The organism is Clostridiaceae bacterium (genome assembly GCA_012840395.1).
Classification (GTDB): domain Bacteria; phylum Bacillota; class Clostridia; order Acetivibrionales; family DULL01; genus DULL01.
Genome location: DULL01000036.1, coordinates 1 through 20793 on the forward strand (window position 1 = coordinate 1; position 20793 = coordinate 20793).

Genomic DNA, 20793 nt, shown 5'->3' on the forward strand with positions numbered 1-20793 from the left:
GTGTTTTCTCAATGACAGTATACCTTTTAAGCTGCTCTTGTGACATTAGATAATACACCTTGCCCTTCATAGTGACATTTTATCAAAATAATTAACAAGGTGACATTATCATAAAATAAACACATAGCTTGTATTTGACCTTTGTAAAATTATCTATCTTCTGATATAATTCAATTGCATTATATGGAAAGGAATAGTCTCAGGCTATGATGAAAAAGTGCAATTATATATCGGAAGCATTGAGTAAGAAGCTTAGTTTTTTGCTTTTTTTGATTTGTAGTCTAACAGGTGCAATACTGGTTGTTATATGCGCTTCCAAATATGGACCGGCTATATCTACAGATTCTGTCGCTTACATATATTCTGCCAAAAGTCTGCTTGCAGGAGAAGGTTATGTTTACTTTGGATATCAGTCTGCTTTTATACAATGGCCTCCCTTATATCCTTCACTGCTGGCATTGTTTATTGCTTTAGGAATTGAAGGATGGTCGGCAGCCCTCTATATTAATGCAGTTATTTTTTCAGGCGTAATTTTTTTGACAGGATTATGGCTGCTTAAAAATTCAAGGAGCCATGTGATAGCTTTTCTTGGTTCTTTATCAGTTTTATTTTCTATCCCTGTTTTTCATGTGTCAAAATATGTTTGGTCTGAACCTTTATTTATATTGCTGATTTTATTATTCATTATTCATATTGGTGAATATCTTAAAAATCAAAAAGTCCTGGATTTTTACCTGGCAGCCATATTCAGCTCACTGGCTTTTCTGACAAGATACAGCGGTGTAATTGTTGTACTGGCTGGTTGTGCAGTTCTTCTGCTTAAAAGAAATAAATGGTTTGACAAGATAAAGGATATAATAGTTTTTGGTTTGATTTCCGGATTACCATGGTTATTATGGGTTGTGAGGAATTACATGGTATCTTCCACATTGATGGGTGCCAGAACACCCTCCAATTATACTCTTCGGCAAAATATAAGCTTTGCATTAAAAACAATATCTTCCTGGTTTATTCCCGGCTCAGTGCTGCAGAATTTTCTAAGTTATGGCATTGTACCTGCCCTGGCAATAGCAATGTTGATTCTGGGAATAGCGCTTTATGTTACCCCTCTTCTGGCAGATGGAATTAAAAAAATATCAGATTTACGGGAAACTTTTATTCCAGTGGCAGCTCCCTTAGCTATTATTGTTTTTTATATACCCTATCTTGTTATATCTGCTTCTTCAATAGCTTTTGATACTATTGACGACAGGCTAATGTCTCCTGTATTTGTGCCATTGGTCTTAATTCTGCTATATGTCTTAGCATTGATTTTGAATACTATTGATGATAGTAAAAATAAAAGAATTAATTTATATTTCCTTTCAGGTATATTATTAATATTCCTTATATACCCTGCTGTTAAGGTCGTTGGTAATGTCCGGCAGTCAATAACGGAAGGCGCGGGAGTTTTTTCAACAGATAGATGGCATAATTCCGACCTTATAAACTATATTAAAGAAAATCCTCTAAACGGTGCCATTTACAGTAATAATCCCGATGCAATATATGTAATATCCGGACTGACTGCAATGTATACCCCTAAGAAAAACAGTTTATATGAATATGGGCTTGAAAAATTTAAAGACTCTTTAACCGGTAATTTCAATTCATACATTGTTTGGTTTAACGGGAATAATCCAGGCACTATTTATAATGTTGAAGAACTTGGTCTTTATTTTAAGATTGAACCAGTAAAAGAATTATCGGATGGAATTATATACATTATAAAATAATGATATAAAATAATAGAAAAAAATATAGAGAATTATCATAATGCAAAGGTAGAAAATTTCCGGTTGTGCCGTTATGATTGGCACATATTGAGGAAATTCTATTACTAGTAAGATAGGAGATAAGGAGATTTTATGAGTATCGCAAAAAAACTGTATTTTTTTATTGTATCAATGCGTCCAAAACAATGGATAAAGAACGGTTTTGTATTTGCAGGACTAATTTTTTCAAGGTCATTTCTTAGTGTGAAACCTGTATTAACAACATTTTTTGCTTTTATACTGTTCTCCATAATATCAGGAGGAGTATATATAATTAATGATGTGGTTGACAGAAAAAAAGATGCTATGCATCCAAAAAAGAAAACCAGGCCTCTTGCTTCTGGAAAAATAAAGGCAGGAGAAGCTTTAGTGTTTGCTGCAATAGTCCTGGGTGCAGGCTTTTGCCTTTCATATATACTAAGTATTTCATTGTTTTATATTCTTGTTACATATTTCCTTATGACTCTTGCCTATTCATTAAAACTTAAAAATATAGTAATCCTTGATGTTATTATTATAGCTATGGGTTTTGTATTAAGAACAGTGGGTGGAGCAGTTGCCATACAGGTTACTATATCCCCGTGGCTTATTTTATGTACTACTTTACTGGCCCTTTTCCTGGCTCTTAACAAGAGGAAGAATGAATTATTGGTTTTATCAGATGACGCCGCACATCACAGAAAAATTCTTGAGGAATATTCACCTGAGCTTATAGATCAGATGCTTTCAGTGGTAACTTCCACCACTGTTATGTCCTATGCTCTTTATACATTTAACGCAGGAAAATCCTATTACATTATGTTAACTATTCCCTTTGTATTATATGGAATTTTCAGATACCAGTACCTGGCTTCCACCAAAGATATGGGAGGCAGCCCTGAAATGGCGCTATTAAAGGACAAGCCGCTTCTTATAGATGTTATACTCTGGATAATAACCAGTATAGTTATTGTATGGCTGTTTTATTAAGTTTTTTCAACAATCACAGGCATTGTTCTTTATTTAAGCAAGTTTCGACTCTGATTAAGATAAGGAATTTGTATTAAAACAATATTAAACTAAAAAAGAAAAAAGTGAAGGAATGTCCCTCTTCTTGACTCTGCCATCGGAATATTATAATATTAGAATATATTAATGTTGCAATTCAGTGGGAGGAGATTTATGTCACGGAAAGTTTTGATAGTAGGCGGGGTAGCCGGCGGGGCGAGTGCAGCAGCCAGACTTAGAAGGCTTGATGAAGATGCGGAAATCATTATCTTTGAAAAAGGCCGGCATATATCTTATGCTAATTGTGGACTACCCTACTATATAGGTGGGGTAATCGAAGAGGAAGACTTTTTGGTTGTGCAGACTCCAGAAGCAATGAAAAGCAGGTTTAATATTGATGTACGGGTTAACAGTGAGGTTATAAGCATTGATCCTCATAAAAAATCAATAGAAGTACATGACAAGATAAAGGATATTCTTTATAAAGAAACATATGATTATCTCATCCTTTCACCGGGAGCAGAACCGATAAGGCCAGATGTACCAGGAATGTTCGGAGATAAGGTGTTCACTCTAAGAACCATATTCGATACCAATAAAATAAAAGAATATGTTGACTCTGTAAAGCCAAAGAGGGCTGTGATAGTGGGAGCTGGCTTCATAGGCCTGGAAATAGCTGAAAATCTTCATAAAAGAGGCGTAAAAGTAACTATTGTTGAACTTGCAGACCATGTTATGGGTCCTCTCGATTTCGATATGGCAGCCATTTTACATCAACATTTGAAGGAAAATGGTGTTGAGTTATATTTAAATAATAGTGTGCGTTACTGCAGAGATGAAGGCTCATATAATATAATTGAACTCACTAGCGGAGAAACTATAAAAACCGACATGATAGTACTAGGGATAGGAGTAAGGCCGGATACAAAACTTGCATCAGATGCAGGACTGAAAATAGGAGCAACGGGTGGAATTTTAGTAAATGAATATATGCAGACCTCCGACCCTTATATATATGCTGTAGGAGATGCTGTAGAGATAAGAGATTTTTTAAGCGGCCAACCGGTACGTATACCCCTTGCAGGACCGGCAAATAAGCAGGGGAGGATAGCGGCTGATAATATTTGCGGAAGAAAGGAAAAATACACCGGCACTCAGGGTACATCCATATTGAAAGTATTCGATATTACTGCAGCATGCACAGGGAATAATGAAAGGATACTTAAGAGAAATAAGGTAGATTATGAAAAATCCTTTATCCATACCGCCAGTCATGCAACTTACTATCCAGGAGCAGTTTCCATGAGCATCAAACTTATATTTGAGAAGAAAGATGGAAAAATCCTTGGCGCACAGATTGTAGGTTACAAAGGGGTGGATAAGAGAATAGATGTAATTGCAACTGCCATAAGGGCAGGAATGACTGTATTTGATCTTGGTGAACTGGAACTTGCTTATGCACCTCCCTTTTCTTCTGCCAAAGACCCGGTGAATATTTCAGGATATGTGGCATCAAATATTCTAAAGAAAGATGTAGCTGTTTTCCATTGGGATGAAGTAGAATCCATTGATCCGGATAATTCTATTCTACTTGATGTAAGGACTGAAGAGGAACACAGGCAGGGGACAATAAAAAATTCAATTAATATTCCTTTAGATGAATTGAGGGAACGATTGGATGCCCTTCCGAAGGATAAAGAGATATTTGTATTCTGCCAGGCAGGCTTAAGAGGATACATAGCTTCAAGAATCCTTTTACAGAAGGGTTTTAAAAAAGTTAAAAATTTAAGCGGAGGATATGAGACTTATCAAGTAGCGATGCAAAAACAATCAAATGAGAAATTATATGATTATGATATATTGGTGAGGGAAAGCTTATTTCAGGAGGGTAAATTATGATAGACATGAAACAATATGAAAAAAAAGCTGAATTGCTTAAAGCCCTTGCCCATCCTCACAGACTGTGCATTGTTAAAGGACTTATGGAAAATAACTGCAATGTAACCCATATACAAAATTGCCTTGGGTTGCCTCAGTCTACTGTTTCTCAGCACCTTTCCAAGCTAAAGGCTGCTGGGATTATTGAGGGAAAAAGAGAAGGCTCGAACATATGCTATTCAGTTGTGAATAAAGACGTTATAAATATTATAAAGGTGCTGCTGGTGTAGAGGGACATTCCCTGAACCAAGCATCAAGAAGTCTCTTGCTTCTATAAGCGGGAGCTGAATTAATGCAAAATATAATAACAACCTTATTTAGTGGGAGATTGCTAGACCTCCATTGAATCCCCGAGCGAAGCGAGTTTGCTTGCAGCTTTAATTGTAATGGAAAATTTCCTGTGTTATAGAATACTAAGGGAACCTGCGGCATAAAAATATCGTAAAGATATTTTTATGTGAGGTGGCATTATAATGCGTAAATATATTCTTCTTGTTGTCATTATCGTCATGGTTGGTATTCTCGCGTCTGGATGCAGCATTCTTCAAAAATTAGGATTTATAGAGCCTGAAAATGATGAACTTCGTCCTGCAAGCAGTGTGGTTATGGAAGAGGAAATGGCCAGGAGGCTGGAAAACAAGTACCCAATTCGTCTATATTTTGCCAATGAAGATGGGACAAAGTTAAGGGTGGAGATTAGGTATATTGACGATTCTGAAACTGAAAAAGGAATTAACTATTTGGCTTCAATAATAGTTAATGAGCTGATTAATGGGCCTGCTGCCAAGGAAGGTTTACTTCCCACAATACCTGAAGGAACAAAATTAAATTTTGTAGAAGTAAAAGACGGAGTGGCTACAGTTGATTTAAGCAAAGAATTTGTAGATAATCATATGGGAGGAAGAAATGCAGAACAACTTACTTTGTATTCCATAGTGAATTCATTGACCGAGCTTAGTGAGATTCAAAAAGTGAAGTTTACAATTGATGGCAAGTCCCAGAAAGAATATAAAGGACATTTTAAATTTGATGTAGCATTTCCCAGAAATACTTCTATGGTAAGCAAGGAACCTGCTGTTTCAAGTATAACTGATACAGATGAATCTGAAGGCGGAGATGCAGGAGCGGAAGAAAAAGATTCCTTAGAAACCGATGTTAATATTAAAGATGAAGCCCTCGAGTAATATACTTGAGTATATTTAATCCTTTTTTAACGTTTATGTATATATTTATTTTTAATGGTAAATGTCTTATTGTTTTAGTTTAAAAAGGGCACTCCCCCAACTGAGGGAAAGAGATGCTTTTTCCTTAAGGAATGCCCTTTTAACTTATTATTGATGGGGACAGCAACCACCACATCTACTGAAATTTGGACAATTTGAAGGTTCTGTTTTTCTGCTTTGTATAATATTTACATTTGTAAAGATAGGGTCAAGGTCTGTACTTCCGCATTGCGGACATTTGATCTGTTTTTTTTCTCTCTGTGACATGCTTGCCATTATATTAAACTCTTCTCCGCATTTGGTACATTTTAGATCATAAAAAGGCATGTTTTTCACACTCCACACTTCTTAATTCTTAATAAAATACTTTATACTACCAGTTATTATATTATATATTATAACATGAACTTTGACATGAGAAATTATCATAGCGATTCATCCTAACCTTCGTCACAGAAGTGATAGTATTCTTGATATTTCTTTGATAAAATAATATGATATATTGTTATAGACGATGGAAACAATAATGTATTTAATTTATTAACAGTAGGTCTAATAAGAATTTAATGGATTTATTTATAAAAAGAGATTAATGTATAATGAGATTCATATAAAAATAGTATATTTATAATGATAGGATTTTAAGAAAAGAGAGGTTTAATATATGTCAAACAAAAAACGAATAGGAGTCATTTTCGGAGGCCGGTCACCTGAACATGAAGTTTCAAGAGTATCTGCTCAAAATGTTATAAATAATATAGACAGGGATAAATATGAGGTAGTGATGATTGGTATTACTAAAGACGGCCGCTGGCTTATATATGAAGGGCCTGTGAAAGAGGTCGGCACCGGGGGATGGCAGGCTATAGCTGAGGCAAATGAAAAAAACAATAAAATTAATGTTTTTGAATTGTTTTCAGGAGATAAATCTTCCGAATCTTTGAAGAATATCTGCAAAAGGCTTGATATAGTTTTCCCTGTTCTTCATGGGTGCAATGGAGAAGATGGAACAATACAGGGAATGTTTGAACTTTTTGGAATCCCTTATGTAGGGTGTGGAGTGTTGAGTTCTGCACTGGCAATGGATAAAGCTTATTCAAAGTTGATATTTGAAAAATATTCCATTCCAATAGGTAAATACCTGGTTTTTGACAGATCAGAGATAAATGAGGATAATATACATGGTATAATAGAAAAGGTTGAGGCAGTACATACATACCCATGTTTTGTAAAGCCTTCTAATACGGGTTCTTCCATTGGCGTAAGCAAAGCCCGTGACAGGAATCAGCTTGTAGATGCAATTTATTTGGCATCTAGGTATGACAGTAAAATTCTTATAGAAGAATATATTGAAGGCGGCGAATATGAGTGTGCTGTTTTGGGAAATAAAAAACCTGAAGCCTCTGTAGTAGGTGAAATTATTCCTTGTAATGAGTTTTATGACTATGAGGCAAAGTACAGCCCTGATAGCACCTCTAAAATTGTAATACCTGCCGAATTGCCAGAAGATATTTCTAATGAGATAAGAAAATATGCCATTGAAGCATTTAAGGCCTTAGAATGTTCCGGCCTTGCCAGAGTAGATTTTTTTGTGCAAAAAGGAACCAATAGAGTTTATATTAATGAAGTTAATACTCTTCCTGGCTTTACAAACATAAGTATGTATCCCAAGCTTTGGGAGGCAACAGGCATAAAATACTCCGAATTAATTGATAGATTGATTAATCTAGCGCTGGAGAGATTCCAGGACAGAAAAAGAGAAATTGATATTTAGTCTGGGAGGCACAGCTATGGATAAAGATGTTATTATTTCCGTAAAAGGAACGCAGACATTATTTAATAATGAAAAAAGTGAATTAGAGTTGATTACTGAAGGAAAATACTATAAGGATGGTGATGCCTATCTTATTACCTATGATGAAAGTGAAGTAACAGGAATGGAGGGTACTACCACAATATTAAAAGTTGCAGACGGAGTTGTAACATTAATGAGATGCGGTTCCATTAATTCCATTTTTATGTTCCAGCGGGGGCAAAAACATATTTCTTATTATGATACTGAATATGGAACGTTTTCTGTAGGTGTTGTCACAAATGATCTTAATATAAATGTTAATGATAATGGCGGAGAAATAAGAGTTGGTTATCAGTTGGAATTTAACAATAATAGGTCAGGATATAATGATTTTCATATGTTAATCAGAGAGGCAGGAAATACAGATGATAAATATAATAGACGATATAAAACTGGAAATTAGAGAAACTATTAAGAAAGCTATTATTAAATCACAGGAAAATGGCCTTCTTCCGGCTGTTGAAATACCTGAAATAAATATTGAAATTCCCAGGGAAAAGGAGCATGGAGAGTTTTCATCAAATATTGCCATGCAGATTACCAGACTGGTTAAGAAACCACCGAGACAAACAGCGGAAATAATTATTAACAATATGGAACTGGATGACAGCAATATTGCGAAGGTAGAATGTGCAGGACCAGGCTTTATGAATTTCTATCTCAGCAGAAAGTGGTTGTCTCAAACTCTTAAGAATATCCAAAAAGAGAAGGAAGACTACGGTAAATCCGATATTGGTAAAGGCCAAAAGGTAATGGTGGAGTTTGTCAGCGCAAATCCTACAGGGCCTTTACATATGGGCAATGCCAGGGGAGGGGCACTTGGAGATTGTATAGCAAGCGTGCTGGAAGCTTCGGGATATAAAGTGCACCGTGAATTCTATATAAATGATGCCGGAAATCAGATCGAGAAGTTTGCATTATCCTTGGAAGCCAGATATATTCAGCTTCTCAAAGGTGAAGAGGCGGTTGCGTTTCCTGAAGACGGTTACCATGGGGAAGATATTATAGAGCATATGAAAGACTTTATAGCTCTTCATGGGGATAAATATCTTAATGTTAATCAGGAAGAAAGACGAAAGGAATTTGTAAAGTTTGCCCTGGAGAGAAATTTAAAGAGAATAAAGTCTGATCTGGAGAATTATGGGATTAAATTTGACACCTGGTTTTCAGAACAATCCCTGTATGACAGCAATGAGATATATGATACTTTAGACTTTCTGAGAAGCAGAGGATATTTAATGGAAAAAGATGGGGCTACCTGGTTGATAGGTGAGAAACTTGGTCTGGAAAAGGATGAAGTGCTTGTAAGAAATAATGGAATTCCTACATATTTTGCGTCTGATATTGCCTATCATAAGAACAAATTCCTGATACGAGGATTTGACAGGGTTATCAACCTTTGGGGAGCAGACCACCACGGCCATGTAGCCAGAATGAAGGCTGCTGTCGGGGCATTGGGAGTGGATCCTAAAAAATTAGATATAGTATTATTCCAGCTTGTTAGGTTATATAGAAATGGCGAAATTGTCAGAATGTCCAAGAGAACCGGCAAAGCAATTTCTCTTGGAGATCTTTTGGAAGAGGTAGGACAGGATGCCGCCAGATTTTTCTTTAATATGAAAGCCGCAGGAAGCCATCTGGATTTCGATTTGGATTTGGCTGTACAGCAGTCAAATGAGAATCCGGTGTATTATGTACAGTATGCTCATGCAAGGATATGCAGCATGCTTAAACTATTGTTGGAGGACGGAATTCAAGTCCCAAGTGCTGAAGAGGTAAACCTGGAGCTTCTTCAGGAAAAAGAAGAAATTGAGCTTATCAAAAAACTTGCAGAGCTACCGGAAGAAGTTAAAATTTCTGCAGAAACCCTTGAACCAAGCAGGTTAACCCGTTATGTTATGGAAGTTTCCTCCTTGTTCCACAGTTTCTATAATGCTTGCAGAGTAAGAGGAGTGGAGGAGGATTTGATGAAAGCAAGGTTGGTTCTTGTGGAATGTACAAGAATTGTAATAAGGAACACATTAGATTTACTTAAAATAACTGCGCCTGAGAGAATGTAGGGAAGTGGCTCAATTTACTTCAAGAACTGTATGCTCCGAGCCTTAGAGCCTGTAAATTCACTTCGGGGCAAATCAAACTCACAAAATAACTATAAAAAGGAGATAAGGAAGTTATTTTGTTCAGACAGTGATTTGCCTTATCCTCAGTCGGATTAACAGGCTCTACAGTCTCTACGCATATGTTCTTTCAGTAAGTGAGCCACTTTCGAAGTAAAAAGGAATGCCGCAAGTTACGGATTTTTCTTGCCTTATACATCAACAATCCGTAAGCTTTGTTCATAGGTTATGCATGCAAATCAAAAATTCTGGAGTTAGTATGGAGGGAAAATCAAACTCACCTCTGGGGTTTTCTTTTTATCTTGTTCTTTTGGGGACGCAGGGTTATATCATTTACTACCATGTTTTTTCCTGAGCAAAGAACATATTCTACAGCATCGGCTATTTGATCAGCCAGTAAAACAGCCTCTTCTTCATCTTCATATGTAAAATCCAGATGATCGTAAAAACTGGTTTTTGTCATATCAGGGTGAATAGTTGTAACTTTAACGCCATATTTTCTTACCTCTTCAAAAAGGCTGTTAAAAAAATGGGAAAGCCCGGCTTTGGTAGCGGCATAAGCACAGCCATGGGCGCTTACTTTTTTTGCTGTAACTGATGAAATAGCAATAATAGTACCCTGGCTCTTTTTTAGAGCGCGAAGCAGCAGCCGGCACAGTATTAAAGGTACCTCGAGGTTTGTGCGCACCATAGTTTGTATACATTTTACCGGTATTTGCTCATGAGGGCCGAAATATCCTACTCCGGCGTTATTGACCAGGAGATTAATCTCCGGCTCTTTTTTCTCAATAGACATAATTACTTCTGTAAGTTTATTTATATCTTGTACATCACATTGAACAGATATGAAATTCTCATGGGAAAAACCAGTATTTTCCCAGAAACGGGCCAACCCATACACTTTATAGCCCAAGCCAAGCAACCTTTTGGCCAAAGCCAGCCCTATACCCCGGGAAGCTCCGGTTAACACTGCAGTTTTCATAGGACAAATACCTTCTTTTCATTTATATATTTTGTTATAATTTCAAGATGCTGTTTTTTAATTCTTTCCGCGACAGACTCAGGGTAGGATATTATATTGTCTTTTAAGCAATATTCCTCTGCATAAAGAAGGGAAGTGCTCCTGATTTTTTCGATTCTTTGAAAAAAATCCCTTGGCATACGGAAAAAACCATAACTAACATCCACCAGGCAGTCAGGGTCAATTTGAGAAAAAATATAGTGAAAAAAGGTTTTATATGCTTGATCCATTTCGGGTATAGCAAATACAGGATCAAAGCAAAGTCTGACCTTGAATCCCTTTGACAGAGCTGTTTTAATAGCTTTAACCCTTGCTTCCAATAAAGGCGTATGCCGTTCATACTTCTTAATTATTTCATCTGGAGCAAGGGTAAAGGCCATTATTATATTTTCCAGGGGATGATAATTATTATAAAAGGATTGGTTAGCACTCTTAGTGCGGACCTCCACCAGTATATCCGGATGTTGTGCAAAAAAATCATAAAAATATTCCAGATAGGGAATGATATTATGAAAAGCTATAAGGTCAGTATCGTAAGATATTGCCAGAAGTATTTTTCTTCCTTGAAATATTTCCTCCATACTTCTCATATAATCTTCTGTATTTACAAAAGCCACTATATTTGCTGATTGATACATGCCCTGTAAAAAGCAGTATTCGCAGTCAAACAAACAATTAAGAAGGAAAGAGGTATAATAAAAATTTGTATAACCGAAATTCTGGCAAATCTCGGGACCTTCATACAGGAGCTGACCATCTCTGACTGCAAGAATCAGGGACATAGACTGCTTTTGAACAGCAAAATGCTGTTTTGGACGGTTAAAGATATCCTTGTAATGGTTGATGGTAACCACCGGAATGTCTTTAAACTTTTGAAGCAGTTGACGGGTAATGGGGTAATTATAAGCCTTTTCTTCTACATATAATGTTTTAAACATTACCTTCCTTGCTCCTTTTAAAAATGTCTTCTAATAGTTTCTTTCCTTCTAATTTGGAACTGGCCTTTATTTTTATATAGGACTGTAGAAAGTGTACCGGTTCAATTCCTTTTAATTTTAAAATCTTCATTACTTTTAGAAATTTCTGTTTCATTGCTTCTGAAAAACGAAAATTCACAAAAATAACATCAAATACTTCTTTCTCTTCTTCAGAAAATGAAAATACATCTATACTGCTATTTAGCTCCTTAAGTTCATGTATGATGCTTTCAACCTGTGTCATACGTTTGCTTACAAAGCTTTTTAAAAGTTTTTTATCAAGGTCATCCGGTTCCAAATGGTCAGATATTATTTTCAACACCACTATATTATGTGCGTAAACAAACCTTGAGGCAGCTTCCATAAATCCTGCCGATTCCATATCGCAAAAGAAGGGCTTTTCATTATTACCTTCACTATTATTCACTTCATCATTATTTCTTTCATTAATGGTTACTTCATCAAAATTACTTTTTCTAATATACTCTTGATTACTTTTGCTAATATACTTTTCTCTAACAACTTTTGAGTAGCACCATAAATTTACTCTGGGAATATTCTGACTGTATAGCACATCAGGATAGTAATCTTTATTGCTGTCTGCATCTGTGATTTTATTAACCAAAAGCAATGTACCTGCAGCATAATTACTGCCGTATGCACCACAAAATCCTATATTTATCAGTATATCTTTTTCAGTTGTTCCACAGTGAGAGCAAATATATGCAGTGGCAGCTGAACTTTTTAATTTCCCCACTCCGCTTACAATCAAGGCCATATCAGTATTTTTATAAACAGTGAATGCACGGACGTTCATATCCTTTTTTAAGTTAAAATAATCGATTATGGGAGCGGCTTCCACCATCAGCGCCACTACAAATAGTACCATTTACAGCAATACACCAGCCTTTTCACACTTTAGCATTCCAGTATATACAGATTAAATCAAATCATATTTTAGATTGTATCAAAACATATTTTCAGATTCAATTTCTATTCTGCCCTTTGGCTTGCGGTGAAAGATATCATACAGAGCCGGCACTACAAGGAGCGTAAGCACAGTAGCATAGGTTAGCCCACCAATTGTCACTACAGCCAGAGGCTGGACCATTTCTGCGCCGCTACCAAAGCCTAAGGCCATTGTAACCATGGCCAGAATGGTTGTAAGTGCAGTCAGAAGAATGGGGCGCAGACGTGTAACGCCGGCTTTTACCAGGGCTTCCTTCTGGTTCATACCTTCTTCCAGCAACTGTTCTACATAACTTATAAATACAATGCCATTATTCACAACTACACCTGCAAGTATCAAGAATCCCAGCATAGATATGACAGACAGTTCCATATTGCATGCCCAAAGCAGCAGCAGACCTCCTGTAAATGCCAGGGGCATTGTAAATAATATGATAAAAGGTGACAAGAGGCTTTGGAACTGTGCGACCATAATAAGGTAGATAAAGATAACAGCCAGTATAATCATAAGGACAAGGTCCCGCATAGCCTCTTTAATCATTTTATTTTCACCTGAAATACTGATGTCATAGCCTTCAGGCACATCATAATCAGCCAGTTTCTTTTCAAATTCGCGGCTTACCAGTCCTATATTGTAGCCGTCAGCAATTTCTGCAGTGACAGTCATATATCTGGCCTGGTTTTCCCTCCTGATTGCCCTGAGGCTGTCAGCCTCTATAATCTGGGCGATATCTCCTAGCCTGACCTGTTTTTCTTTCCCATCCTTTTGTTTTACAGTAAAGGTATAATCTGCAAGGTTTTCTTGTGTTATACCTCCCTGATCACTCTTAACCAGCAATACCGGGTAGTTTTTATTTCCTTCAGCAAGAATGGTAGCTTGGGTTTCAGTTTTAAGGGCTGAGCTGATTTCACTGTATATTTGAGCTACAGTTAGTCCTTCTCTCATTGCCTTGTCTTTATCAACCTGGATTCTGGTTTCCTTATCTGCATATTCCAGGCCGGTTTCAATATTAACAGCTCCTGCTGTAGAACTAAGCAGCCCGGCAATATCTTTTGATATGTCAGCAAGCTTATCAAGATTCTGACCTTTAATATTAACTTGAATGCCTCTTCCGCCAAGTATGGAAATATCCATGTTGGAGGAGGTAACCGAGACTTCCACGCCTAAGTCGGCAGTTTTTTCATATATTATTCTTTCAACATCGGTATTTTTCAAGGAACGATTATCCTTAAGCAGGATATAGAATGTGGTTTCATTATCGGAACCTGAACCTCCTCCCAGGAATCCAAGCCCTGACTGACTGCCGCTCATGGCTCCCACTGTTTCTACAGCTTCAATTTCTAATATTCTTTTCATAACCTCATCATTCAAAGCATATCTTTCTTTAATCGTAATTCCTTTTGGCATGGTTATGATTGCACTCATTTGAGGAGAGTCAACTTCACCCAGAAAGGCAGTACCTATGATAGAAGCACCATATATACTCAATATAAATAGCAAAGTAACAGGTATCAATATAATAGCTTTTCTACGTATAGTTGCCTTAAGAATTCTTTCATAAAATCTGGCAAATTTGTCAAACCAGCGATTATTCCTTTCGTTGACTGATTTTAGCAAAGTAGACCCCATGGCAGGCACTAGTGTAAGAGCTACAATCAGGCTGGCTAAAAGGCTATAGGTTATGGTTAGCCCCATGTCGGTAAAGAGCTGACGGGTTAGTCCCTGAGTGAAAACTATGGGCAAGAATACGCAGACTGTTGTCAGAGTTGAAGCTGCGAGAGCACCGGAAACTTCAACAGCACCCTTCACAGCAGCCTTGGAAGCCGGAATTCCTTCATTCCTTAAACGATATATATTCTCTATAACCACAATACTGTTATCTACCAGCATGCCTACTCCCAAGGCAAGTCCGGATAAGGAAATAACGTTGATAGTTATTTTGGTAAAATACATCAATGCCATTGCAAACATGAGGCTTATAGGAATGCTTAAGGCAATTTCAATAGTAGGTCTGACATCTTTAAGGAATACCAGCAGTACCAGTATGGCCAGGACTCCTCCAATAAGGAGATTTTCAATAACACTGTCTGTTAACATGTGAATATAATCTCCTTGATTCATCAAAGGACGTATGCTTAAACCTTCATACTCATTCTGCAATCTTTTTATCTCTTTATTTATGGCATCTGCAACGGCAGATGTAGAAGCAGTGCTTTGCTTTTGAAAGGTGAGTAAAACACCTTCATTACCGTTGACTTTAGTATATATTTTACTGGAATTATCAGTAACTGAAACCTTTGCAACATCTGATAAACGGATGTCACCAACCGGTTCAATATTCATTAAGACCATATTCTGAATTTCTTCTCTTGAGCTAAATGCCTCTCCGACCTTAACTAAATGCTGGTTGTTTCCATTAAGTATATAGCCTGCAGGCATATTAAAATTCTGCGCCATGATAATTTTGGATACCAGTTCCTCGGTAATTATGTTAGACAGGTCTGCATTCTTAAATGCTTCTTCTTTGGCTTTATTAAATTCTTCAAGAGCTTTTTCTATTTCTTTTTTGCCATTTTCCAGACGAATCTGATTATTTGCCAGCTCTATTGCCATTGTAATTCTGCCTGATTCCAGTTCCTTAATGGCAGATTCAGTTTCTTTAAGAGAATTCTCAAGCTGGGGCTTCATGGCAGACAATGCCATCTGGCGGATATCAATATTTTGAATTTCAACATCAATGGCCGCAATACGGTTAGGAGCTGAGGCAGCCTTTTCCGCCAGCTCCGCCATTTCTTCCTGGGGTAGGTTAGAGATGCTCTCCGGAAGTCTATCCGCCACTTGCTGCATTATAGCTTTATACATATCAGGGCTTATTTCAGATATACCTAAAGGGAAAATTTGTTTAAATAAATCATTCAGCTCAGCTAATTGCTGCAAAGATTCCTTTTCCTTTTGAAATGCGGTTTTCTGAGCATTTAGTATAGTTTCTTCAGATAAAAGGGAATTAATATTTGCAATAGCGTTATTTAACTGTATTCCAGCCTGAGCCAGTTGAGATTTCTGATTAGGGGCTTCCTTTTCAAGCCTGGCAAGGCCTTCGGCAATTTCGGATTGTGCCTTTTCCAGTGTTATTCTGTTTTCATCAAAGGTTTTTTCCAGATGAGATTTGATTTGGATGTTTAACTCTTCAATTTTTTCATCATCCAGCACTACTTCAAGCCGTTTTTTTATAAGGCCGCTGGCATTTACCGATGCAACTCCTTCCAGTCTCTCAAAGGCAGGGATCAGGGTTTCACTGGTAAAGTCAGAGATTTCTTCAATTCCCATACCTTTCCGGTCCACACTGGCAACTACTACAGGAATCATATCCGGATTTATTTTTAGAAAAACTGGAGTTCCCACTCCCTCATCCAGCTGCCCTGAAACCAGATCAATACTGCTTGATAGCTCAATAATAGCGCTGTCCATATTTGTATCCTGGACATATTCAAGTATTATAATACTGCTGTTTTCTCTTGAAATGGAACTTATATTTTTTAATCCGCTTACAGTTCCCAAAGTTGCTTCAAGTGGTCTGGTAACTGTCTGTTCAACTTTTTCAGGGCTTGCTCCTGGATAAGAAGTTATAACAATTATGTATGGCATGTCAATTGAAGGCAATAGGTCAGTAGTCATATTAACAAATGAAATAACTCCCAAAACTATAATAAGAATAACTGCTACAAAAACTGTATATGGTCTGCGTACACTATAACTAGATAACATTCTTGTTCCTCCTGTTTGTGTGTTAATACAATATTAACTCTTAATATTAACGCTCAATAATAATTATTTGGATTTAACGCTAAATAAATATTTGTTAAGATTATTAATTATTGAATATTTATTGTTACAAATATTTATTATAGTAAAATATAATTAAGCATCTTATTGACCGACTGGTCGGTCGAATTAATAGGCAAATAATTTATTTTTGTATTATACAATATGTGGCAGGATGATACAAGAACATTGCAGGATGATACAAGAACATTATGGGTTAGCAGGTTCAATTTATATATAGGAAATAAGTAACGTGTATTTATATTTTTCAGTAACCTGGAATCATATTTTTCGGAAATTATTAAAATCATCATAAAAAATAGGTAAAGGACATATAAAGGATAAAGAAATTATAAAAAATGCCGAAATATTTAAAGAGCTGATATTTCGGCATTTTTGTCTATAATTATTTGAATATTAAGAATTAGATGAAAGGCAGTTATATATATGAGCAAATCTAATAAGTTTATGAGCACAAATACATCATCAAATAATGATGTTTATACTAGCAGCCATCCATATGTCAATACAAATATTATCACCAAAAATCATAATGCATTTATCAATAGAGTAGATAATTTAAGAAATAATATAAAAAAACTAATAATTATATTGCTGGTTATTTTTCTTATTTGTCCTTCGGTACCTGTGGGCTCAGCCTATAATAGTTCATATTTCAACATTCCGGACAATAGCTATACAATAGTTAAAGGTATCGTTGAAGAGAATAATCCGGATCTTGGTTATATAACCTTATACAATGAAGACGGGACAGGCATTACTGATTCCTATCAAAGGCCTTGGGTTTTAAGAACATATAATTATATAGATCCCGATGAAATAGAAGTATTCAGAAATAATGCCGAAGCAAGCATATACGACATAGAAGCCGGAGATACGGTGTTTATTATGCTGGGGAATGATGGTACGCTTTTATCCATCAGTGCTGCCAGCAATTATATATTAAAATATGGAAAAGTAATCTCCAAAAGAGCTTCCTATCTGGCTGTAGAATTGGATGACGGTACACAGCAGGACTTTGAACTGGATAGCAGGGTATTGGTAATAGAAAGTGGAATGCTTACTGATATTAATTCACTGAAAAGTGGTGACAGGGTAAAGCTTCTTCTCCAGGTTACCGACAAAAAAACCATCATAAAGGAAATTACAATTTCAGCCAGGGGACTGAATATTTCAAATGTATATAAGGGTGTAATATATAAGGTTGATCAGGTACTTAACAAACTTATACTGAGAAATGTGCAAGTTTTGCAGAGAGATAGCTGGAAGAGGATCGAACAGAAAGGATTTGTCAGCATGAAGCTGTCAGATGAATTCAAATCATTCTATAATAACCAGCTTGTCTCTTTAGATAAAATAAATAGTAATTTGCGCAATAATGAAGTGTATGTTGCTGCAGGGAAGGATTTCGGCAATGATGAAAAAGCTGTGTTGGTATCCTTTAGGAAAAAGGATGATAAAGAAGTCCTTTATAATGATGAGATAACCAGATTTTCGCCCAACTTTACCCGCGTTTTCCTGAAATTGAGGAGTGGATCCATAGGTATCTCTGAAGAAACCATAATTGTTGATAACGGGAAACTGGTTCCTGCAGGAGCTGCCAGGATAAATGAAAAGGCTTACATTGTTGCCAACAGAGATTACAGAACAGGTAACTACAATGCTGGAATTATATATATTAACGACCGTTATAATGAATACATGCCTCAGATATACAGAGGAAGAATTAAGTCGATTGAAGAAGAGGAAAGTATCACCCTTTATACTTTCTCCCAGCTTAAAGGGTTGGACTGGGAATACTACAATACCCCAAAAACCTTTAATATAACATACGATACAAGGATACTCGGAGAGGAAGGAATAATCAGAACTGAGGATTTTGTGGGATATGGGGATGAAAGCTATGTTGATAAGGTTGTTTACATTGTTGCAGACGGTGTAGATTCCATCCTGATTAGTACTGCTCCCTACGGTACTATTAATGTAAGAGGAGAAATATATAAAATTGAAAGGGCACAGAATGAACAGGGTGTTCCAACAGAAGAAGTAACAGAGATAAGTATTAAGAATGCAAAAGTATATTCCTCGGATACATATCTTTGGGAGAGCAAAGATTTAATAGATCTAAGTTTATTAAAGAACACAGTGATAATTAAAAACAATAAAGTGGTAGATTCTTCTCAACTGAAAAAGGGAGATATTATAAGGGCAGTCAAGAAGGATGTTACCCGGGATGGAGATGCCTATATAATTATCGTAGAAGAATAAACAAAGGCCCGGTTTGTCAGCGGATAACGGTAAGTGGGGGATAGTATCTAATGAAAAAGAACATGAACAGAAATGATAAAAATACAAAGATCAATAATGTTCAAATCAAAAGTACCAAATTAAGTATTGGGGAAAAAACAAAAAATAAAGACATAATAAATACTAATATTAGTTCAATTATTATCCCAGCCATTATACTGGTATTAACATTTATTCTATTTATACCTTCAAATGTATATGCCCGTCATGGAGACAGCGGCTTTGAAGGAGGTATTTCTTCAGGTGAGGTTGAAGGTGTCACAACCATGGATTATAAGGAAGTATGCTTTATAACCGGGCAGCCTATAGAGTTTGAAGGAACACTCATAATAAGGAAAACCACAAGAAACAATATTATCAATACTACATACACTTACAATCTGAAAAATGAAAAATTGGGGGCAACTCTGAACAGGACAGCCATTTACAATACCAAGCTTGTTGAAAAAAGCAACGGCCAGGTGTCAGAAGAGACCACCTTATCCCGGACCCCTTCAGAAGTTATAAGGATAAACAATATAACTTATACTTTAAGAAGCAATGATTTTTCCTATGCCTGCATTGTTGACAGTCAACCTTCAATACAGTACAGGGCAGGAAATATACTGTCTAAAAAGGTGTACCAGGTAATATCAGGTACCAATACAGGCACAGTAACATGTGAAATAGTAGGAGATACATATGCCTATGAAAACTCCTGGGGATCGACCGAAGCAATGATGCTGGAGTATATAATAAACAGCCGTGTTTCTAACGGGCAGTCATATGATGAGTGGACAGGTACTGCCAGTATATCCTTATCTACATCATCAATAAAAGAAAACAGATTTCAAGAGAATGAGCCGGACGAGATCAGTTTTAGAGGCGGATATGTTGAATCCAGTTACAACAGCAGTGTCTTAGAATATACTTGTGATCTTCCGGAATTTGATAGTCAGGGAAGGTCCACACATAATATCAAAACAACAAAAGGAAGTCTGGAGATCGAAACATTTCCCTCTGCAGTGCGTCTTCCTGTACCTGATATAAATCATCTAAGAGGTCATTGGGCAGAAGAGGAGATTAAAGAATTATTCAGTATTGAGATTTTCAACAGTAAGAATGCAAAAGCTTTTAATCCTGAGGATTATATTACCCGTGCAGAGTTTATATCTGCTGTGACAAGAGCCTCAAGGCAGGATGTTTCAGATTCTTCAGAAAACAAGAGAAATACTGTAAGAACGACCAGTAATAACCGGAAGAGAAAAGAAGAAGAAATAGTTTCACCTTTCAGTGATGTAGCTGTAGATAATCCTTATTTTGAGGATATTAAGAATGCGTTAGAAAGAAAGATCATACCGGAAAGTACCGATGGCCTGTTTTACCCTGAAGAAGGAGTTACTCTTTCGGAAGCACTGGTGATTTTGGTAAGATCCCTTGGCCTTGAATCATTGGCTCCTAATCCTAATGCTGTAACTGCCTTCAAAGACAATGATTTAATTCCTGAGGAAGCCAGAAGCTTTGTATACGTTGCCCATAGAATAGGACTTGTCCATGGAGATGACGGGGGATACCTTAAGCCTAATGAAAAACTGACAAAGGGAAGAACTGCTGCTTTAATCAAGAGATATATTGATTATATGAGATCAGGAATTAGAAAAGATTATAGAGAAAGGATTCTTCTTTTTTAAGAAATATGCTAATATAATACTTAAGCTGTGTAATATTTAGCAGTGCAAAAGACTGATGGAAAGAGGAATTA

General features: G+C 36.5%; 15 protein-coding genes. 10 read left to right on the forward strand and 5 right to left on the reverse strand.

Features of this window, described 5'->3' with window-relative positions:
* The first annotated feature begins 260 nt into the window (after positions 1 to 260).
* The 5 genes from GXX20_04685 (at position 261) to GXX20_04705 (ending at position 5923) form a co-directional block, all read left to right on the forward strand.
* Complete coding sequence (locus GXX20_04685; protein ID HHW30959.1) at positions 261 to 1775, forward strand: hypothetical protein; 1515 nt, start codon at positions 261 to 263, stop codon at positions 1773 to 1775.
* Positions 1776 to 1907: 132 nt separating this feature from the next.
* Positions 1908 to 2783, forward strand: a complete 876-nt coding sequence (locus tag GXX20_04690) for a decaprenyl-phosphate phosphoribosyltransferase (GenBank protein ID HHW30960.1) — start codon at positions 1908 to 1910, stop codon at positions 2781 to 2783.
* A 192-nt stretch (positions 2784 to 2975) separates the two neighbouring features.
* Complete coding sequence (locus GXX20_04695; GenBank protein HHW30961.1) at positions 2976 to 4700, forward strand: CoA-disulfide reductase; 1725 nt, start codon at positions 2976 to 2978, stop codon at positions 4698 to 4700.
* Positions 4697 to 4969 carry a winged helix-turn-helix transcriptional regulator gene (locus tag GXX20_04700; GenBank protein ID HHW30962.1) on the forward strand — a complete coding sequence of 91 codons (273 nt, stop codon included), beginning with the start codon at positions 4697 to 4699 and terminating at the stop codon, positions 4967 to 4969. The genes GXX20_04695 and GXX20_04700 overlap by 4 nt, the downstream gene beginning before the upstream one ends.
* 243 nt (positions 4970 to 5212) lie before the next feature.
* Positions 5213 to 5923: a GerMN domain-containing protein gene (locus GXX20_04705; protein HHW30963.1), complete on the forward strand. Its 711-nt coding sequence runs from the start codon at positions 5213 to 5215 to the stop codon at positions 5921 to 5923.
* Between the two features lie 147 nt (positions 5924 to 6070).
* Here GXX20_04705 and GXX20_04710 read toward each other — a convergent pair whose 3' ends face one another.
* Positions 6071 to 6289 (reverse strand): zinc ribbon domain-containing protein, encoded by a 219-nt coding sequence (locus GXX20_04710; GenBank protein ID HHW30964.1) that lies wholly within the window; start codon positions 6287 to 6289, stop codon positions 6071 to 6073.
* A gap of 337 nt (positions 6290 to 6626) precedes the next feature.
* Between GXX20_04710 and GXX20_04715 the strand changes: the two genes are divergently transcribed.
* The 3 genes from GXX20_04715 to GXX20_04725 are packed head-to-tail and all read left to right on the forward strand — an operon-like array spanning position 6627 to position 9877.
* Complete coding sequence (locus tag GXX20_04715; GenBank protein HHW30965.1) at positions 6627 to 7736, forward strand: D-alanine--D-alanine ligase; 1110 nt, start codon at positions 6627 to 6629, stop codon at positions 7734 to 7736.
* A 16-nt stretch (positions 7737 to 7752) separates the two neighbouring features.
* A complete protein-coding gene (locus GXX20_04720) occupies positions 7753 to 8220 on the forward strand; it encodes a DUF1934 domain-containing protein (protein HHW30966.1) in 468 nt (155 codons plus the stop codon).
* Entirely contained in the window at positions 8183 to 9877 is a 1695-nt protein-coding gene (locus tag GXX20_04725; GenBank protein ID HHW30967.1) for an arginine--tRNA ligase, read from the forward strand. The genes GXX20_04720 and GXX20_04725 overlap by 38 nt, the downstream gene beginning before the upstream one ends.
* 334 nt (positions 9878 to 10211) lie before the next feature.
* On the opposite strand, the gene GXX20_04730 is transcribed toward GXX20_04725, so the two are convergent.
* The 4 genes from GXX20_04730 to GXX20_04745 all read right to left on the reverse strand — a co-directional run bounded on the left by GXX20_04730 (position 10212) and on the right by GXX20_04745 (position 16667).
* Entirely contained in the window at positions 10212 to 10916 is a 705-nt protein-coding gene (locus GXX20_04730) for an SDR family oxidoreductase (GenBank protein ID HHW30968.1), read from the reverse strand.
* Entirely contained in the window at positions 10913 to 11893 is a 981-nt protein-coding gene (locus tag GXX20_04735) for a DNA photolyase (protein HHW30969.1), read from the reverse strand. The genes GXX20_04730 and GXX20_04735 overlap by 4 nt, the downstream gene beginning before the upstream one ends.
* Entirely contained in the window at positions 11886 to 12821 is a 936-nt protein-coding gene (locus GXX20_04740; GenBank protein HHW30970.1) for a nucleoside phosphorylase, read from the reverse strand. The genes GXX20_04735 and GXX20_04740 overlap by 8 nt, the downstream gene beginning before the upstream one ends.
* 78 nt (positions 12822 to 12899) lie before the next feature.
* Entirely contained in the window at positions 12900 to 16667 is a 3768-nt protein-coding gene (locus GXX20_04745) for an efflux RND transporter permease subunit (GenBank protein ID HHW30971.1), read from the reverse strand.
* Positions 16668 to 17171: 504 nt separating this feature from the next.
* Between GXX20_04745 and GXX20_04750 the strand changes: the two genes are divergently transcribed.
* Both GXX20_04750 and GXX20_04755 read left to right on the forward strand, forming a co-directional pair.
* Complete coding sequence (locus GXX20_04750) at positions 17172 to 19013, forward strand: hypothetical protein (protein HHW30972.1); 1842 nt, start codon at positions 17172 to 17174, stop codon at positions 19011 to 19013.
* 62 nt (positions 19014 to 19075) lie between these two features.
* A complete protein-coding gene (locus tag GXX20_04755) occupies positions 19076 to 20722 on the forward strand; it encodes an S-layer homology domain-containing protein (GenBank protein ID HHW30973.1) in 1647 nt (548 codons plus the stop codon).
* The last annotated feature ends 71 nt before the right edge of the window (positions 20723 to 20793 follow it).

Coding starts and splice junctions, on each gene's coding strand:
- GXX20_04690 (HHW30960.1), top strand. CDS start 1,908: ATGAGTATCGCAAAAAAACTGTATTTTTTTATTGTATCAATGCGTCCA.
- GXX20_04695 (HHW30961.1), top strand. CDS start 2,976: ATGTCACGGAAAGTTTTGATAGTAGGCGGGGTAGCCGGCGGGGCGAGT.
- GXX20_04700 (HHW30962.1), top strand. CDS start 4,697: ATGATAGACATGAAACAATATGAAAAAAAAGCTGAATTGCTTAAAGCC.
- GXX20_04705 (HHW30963.1), top strand. CDS start 5,213: ATGCGTAAATATATTCTTCTTGTTGTCATTATCGTCATGGTTGGTATT.
- GXX20_04710 (HHW30964.1), bottom strand. CDS start 6,289: ATGCCTTTTTATGATCTAAAATGTACCAAATGCGGAGAAGAGTTTAAT.
- GXX20_04715 (HHW30965.1), top strand. CDS start 6,627: ATGTCAAACAAAAAACGAATAGGAGTCATTTTCGGAGGCCGGTCACCT.
- GXX20_04720 (HHW30966.1), top strand. CDS start 7,753: ATGGATAAAGATGTTATTATTTCCGTAAAAGGAACGCAGACATTATTT.
- GXX20_04725 (HHW30967.1), top strand. CDS start 8,183: ATGATAAATATAATAGACGATATAAAACTGGAAATTAGAGAAACTATT.
- GXX20_04730 (HHW30968.1), bottom strand. CDS start 10,916: ATGAAAACTGCAGTGTTAACCGGAGCTTCCCGGGGTATAGGGCTGGCT.
- GXX20_04735 (HHW30969.1), bottom strand. CDS start 11,893: ATGTTTAAAACATTATATGTAGAAGAAAAGGCTTATAATTACCCCATT.
- GXX20_04740 (HHW30970.1), bottom strand. CDS start 12,821: ATGGTACTATTTGTAGTGGCGCTGATGGTGGAAGCCGCTCCCATAATC.
- GXX20_04745 (HHW30971.1), bottom strand. CDS start 16,667: ATGTTATCTAGTTATAGTGTACGCAGACCATATACAGTTTTTGTAGCA.
- GXX20_04750 (HHW30972.1), top strand. CDS start 17,172: ATGAGCAAATCTAATAAGTTTATGAGCACAAATACATCATCAAATAAT.
- GXX20_04755 (HHW30973.1), top strand. CDS start 19,076: ATGAACAGAAATGATAAAAATACAAAGATCAATAATGTTCAAATCAAA.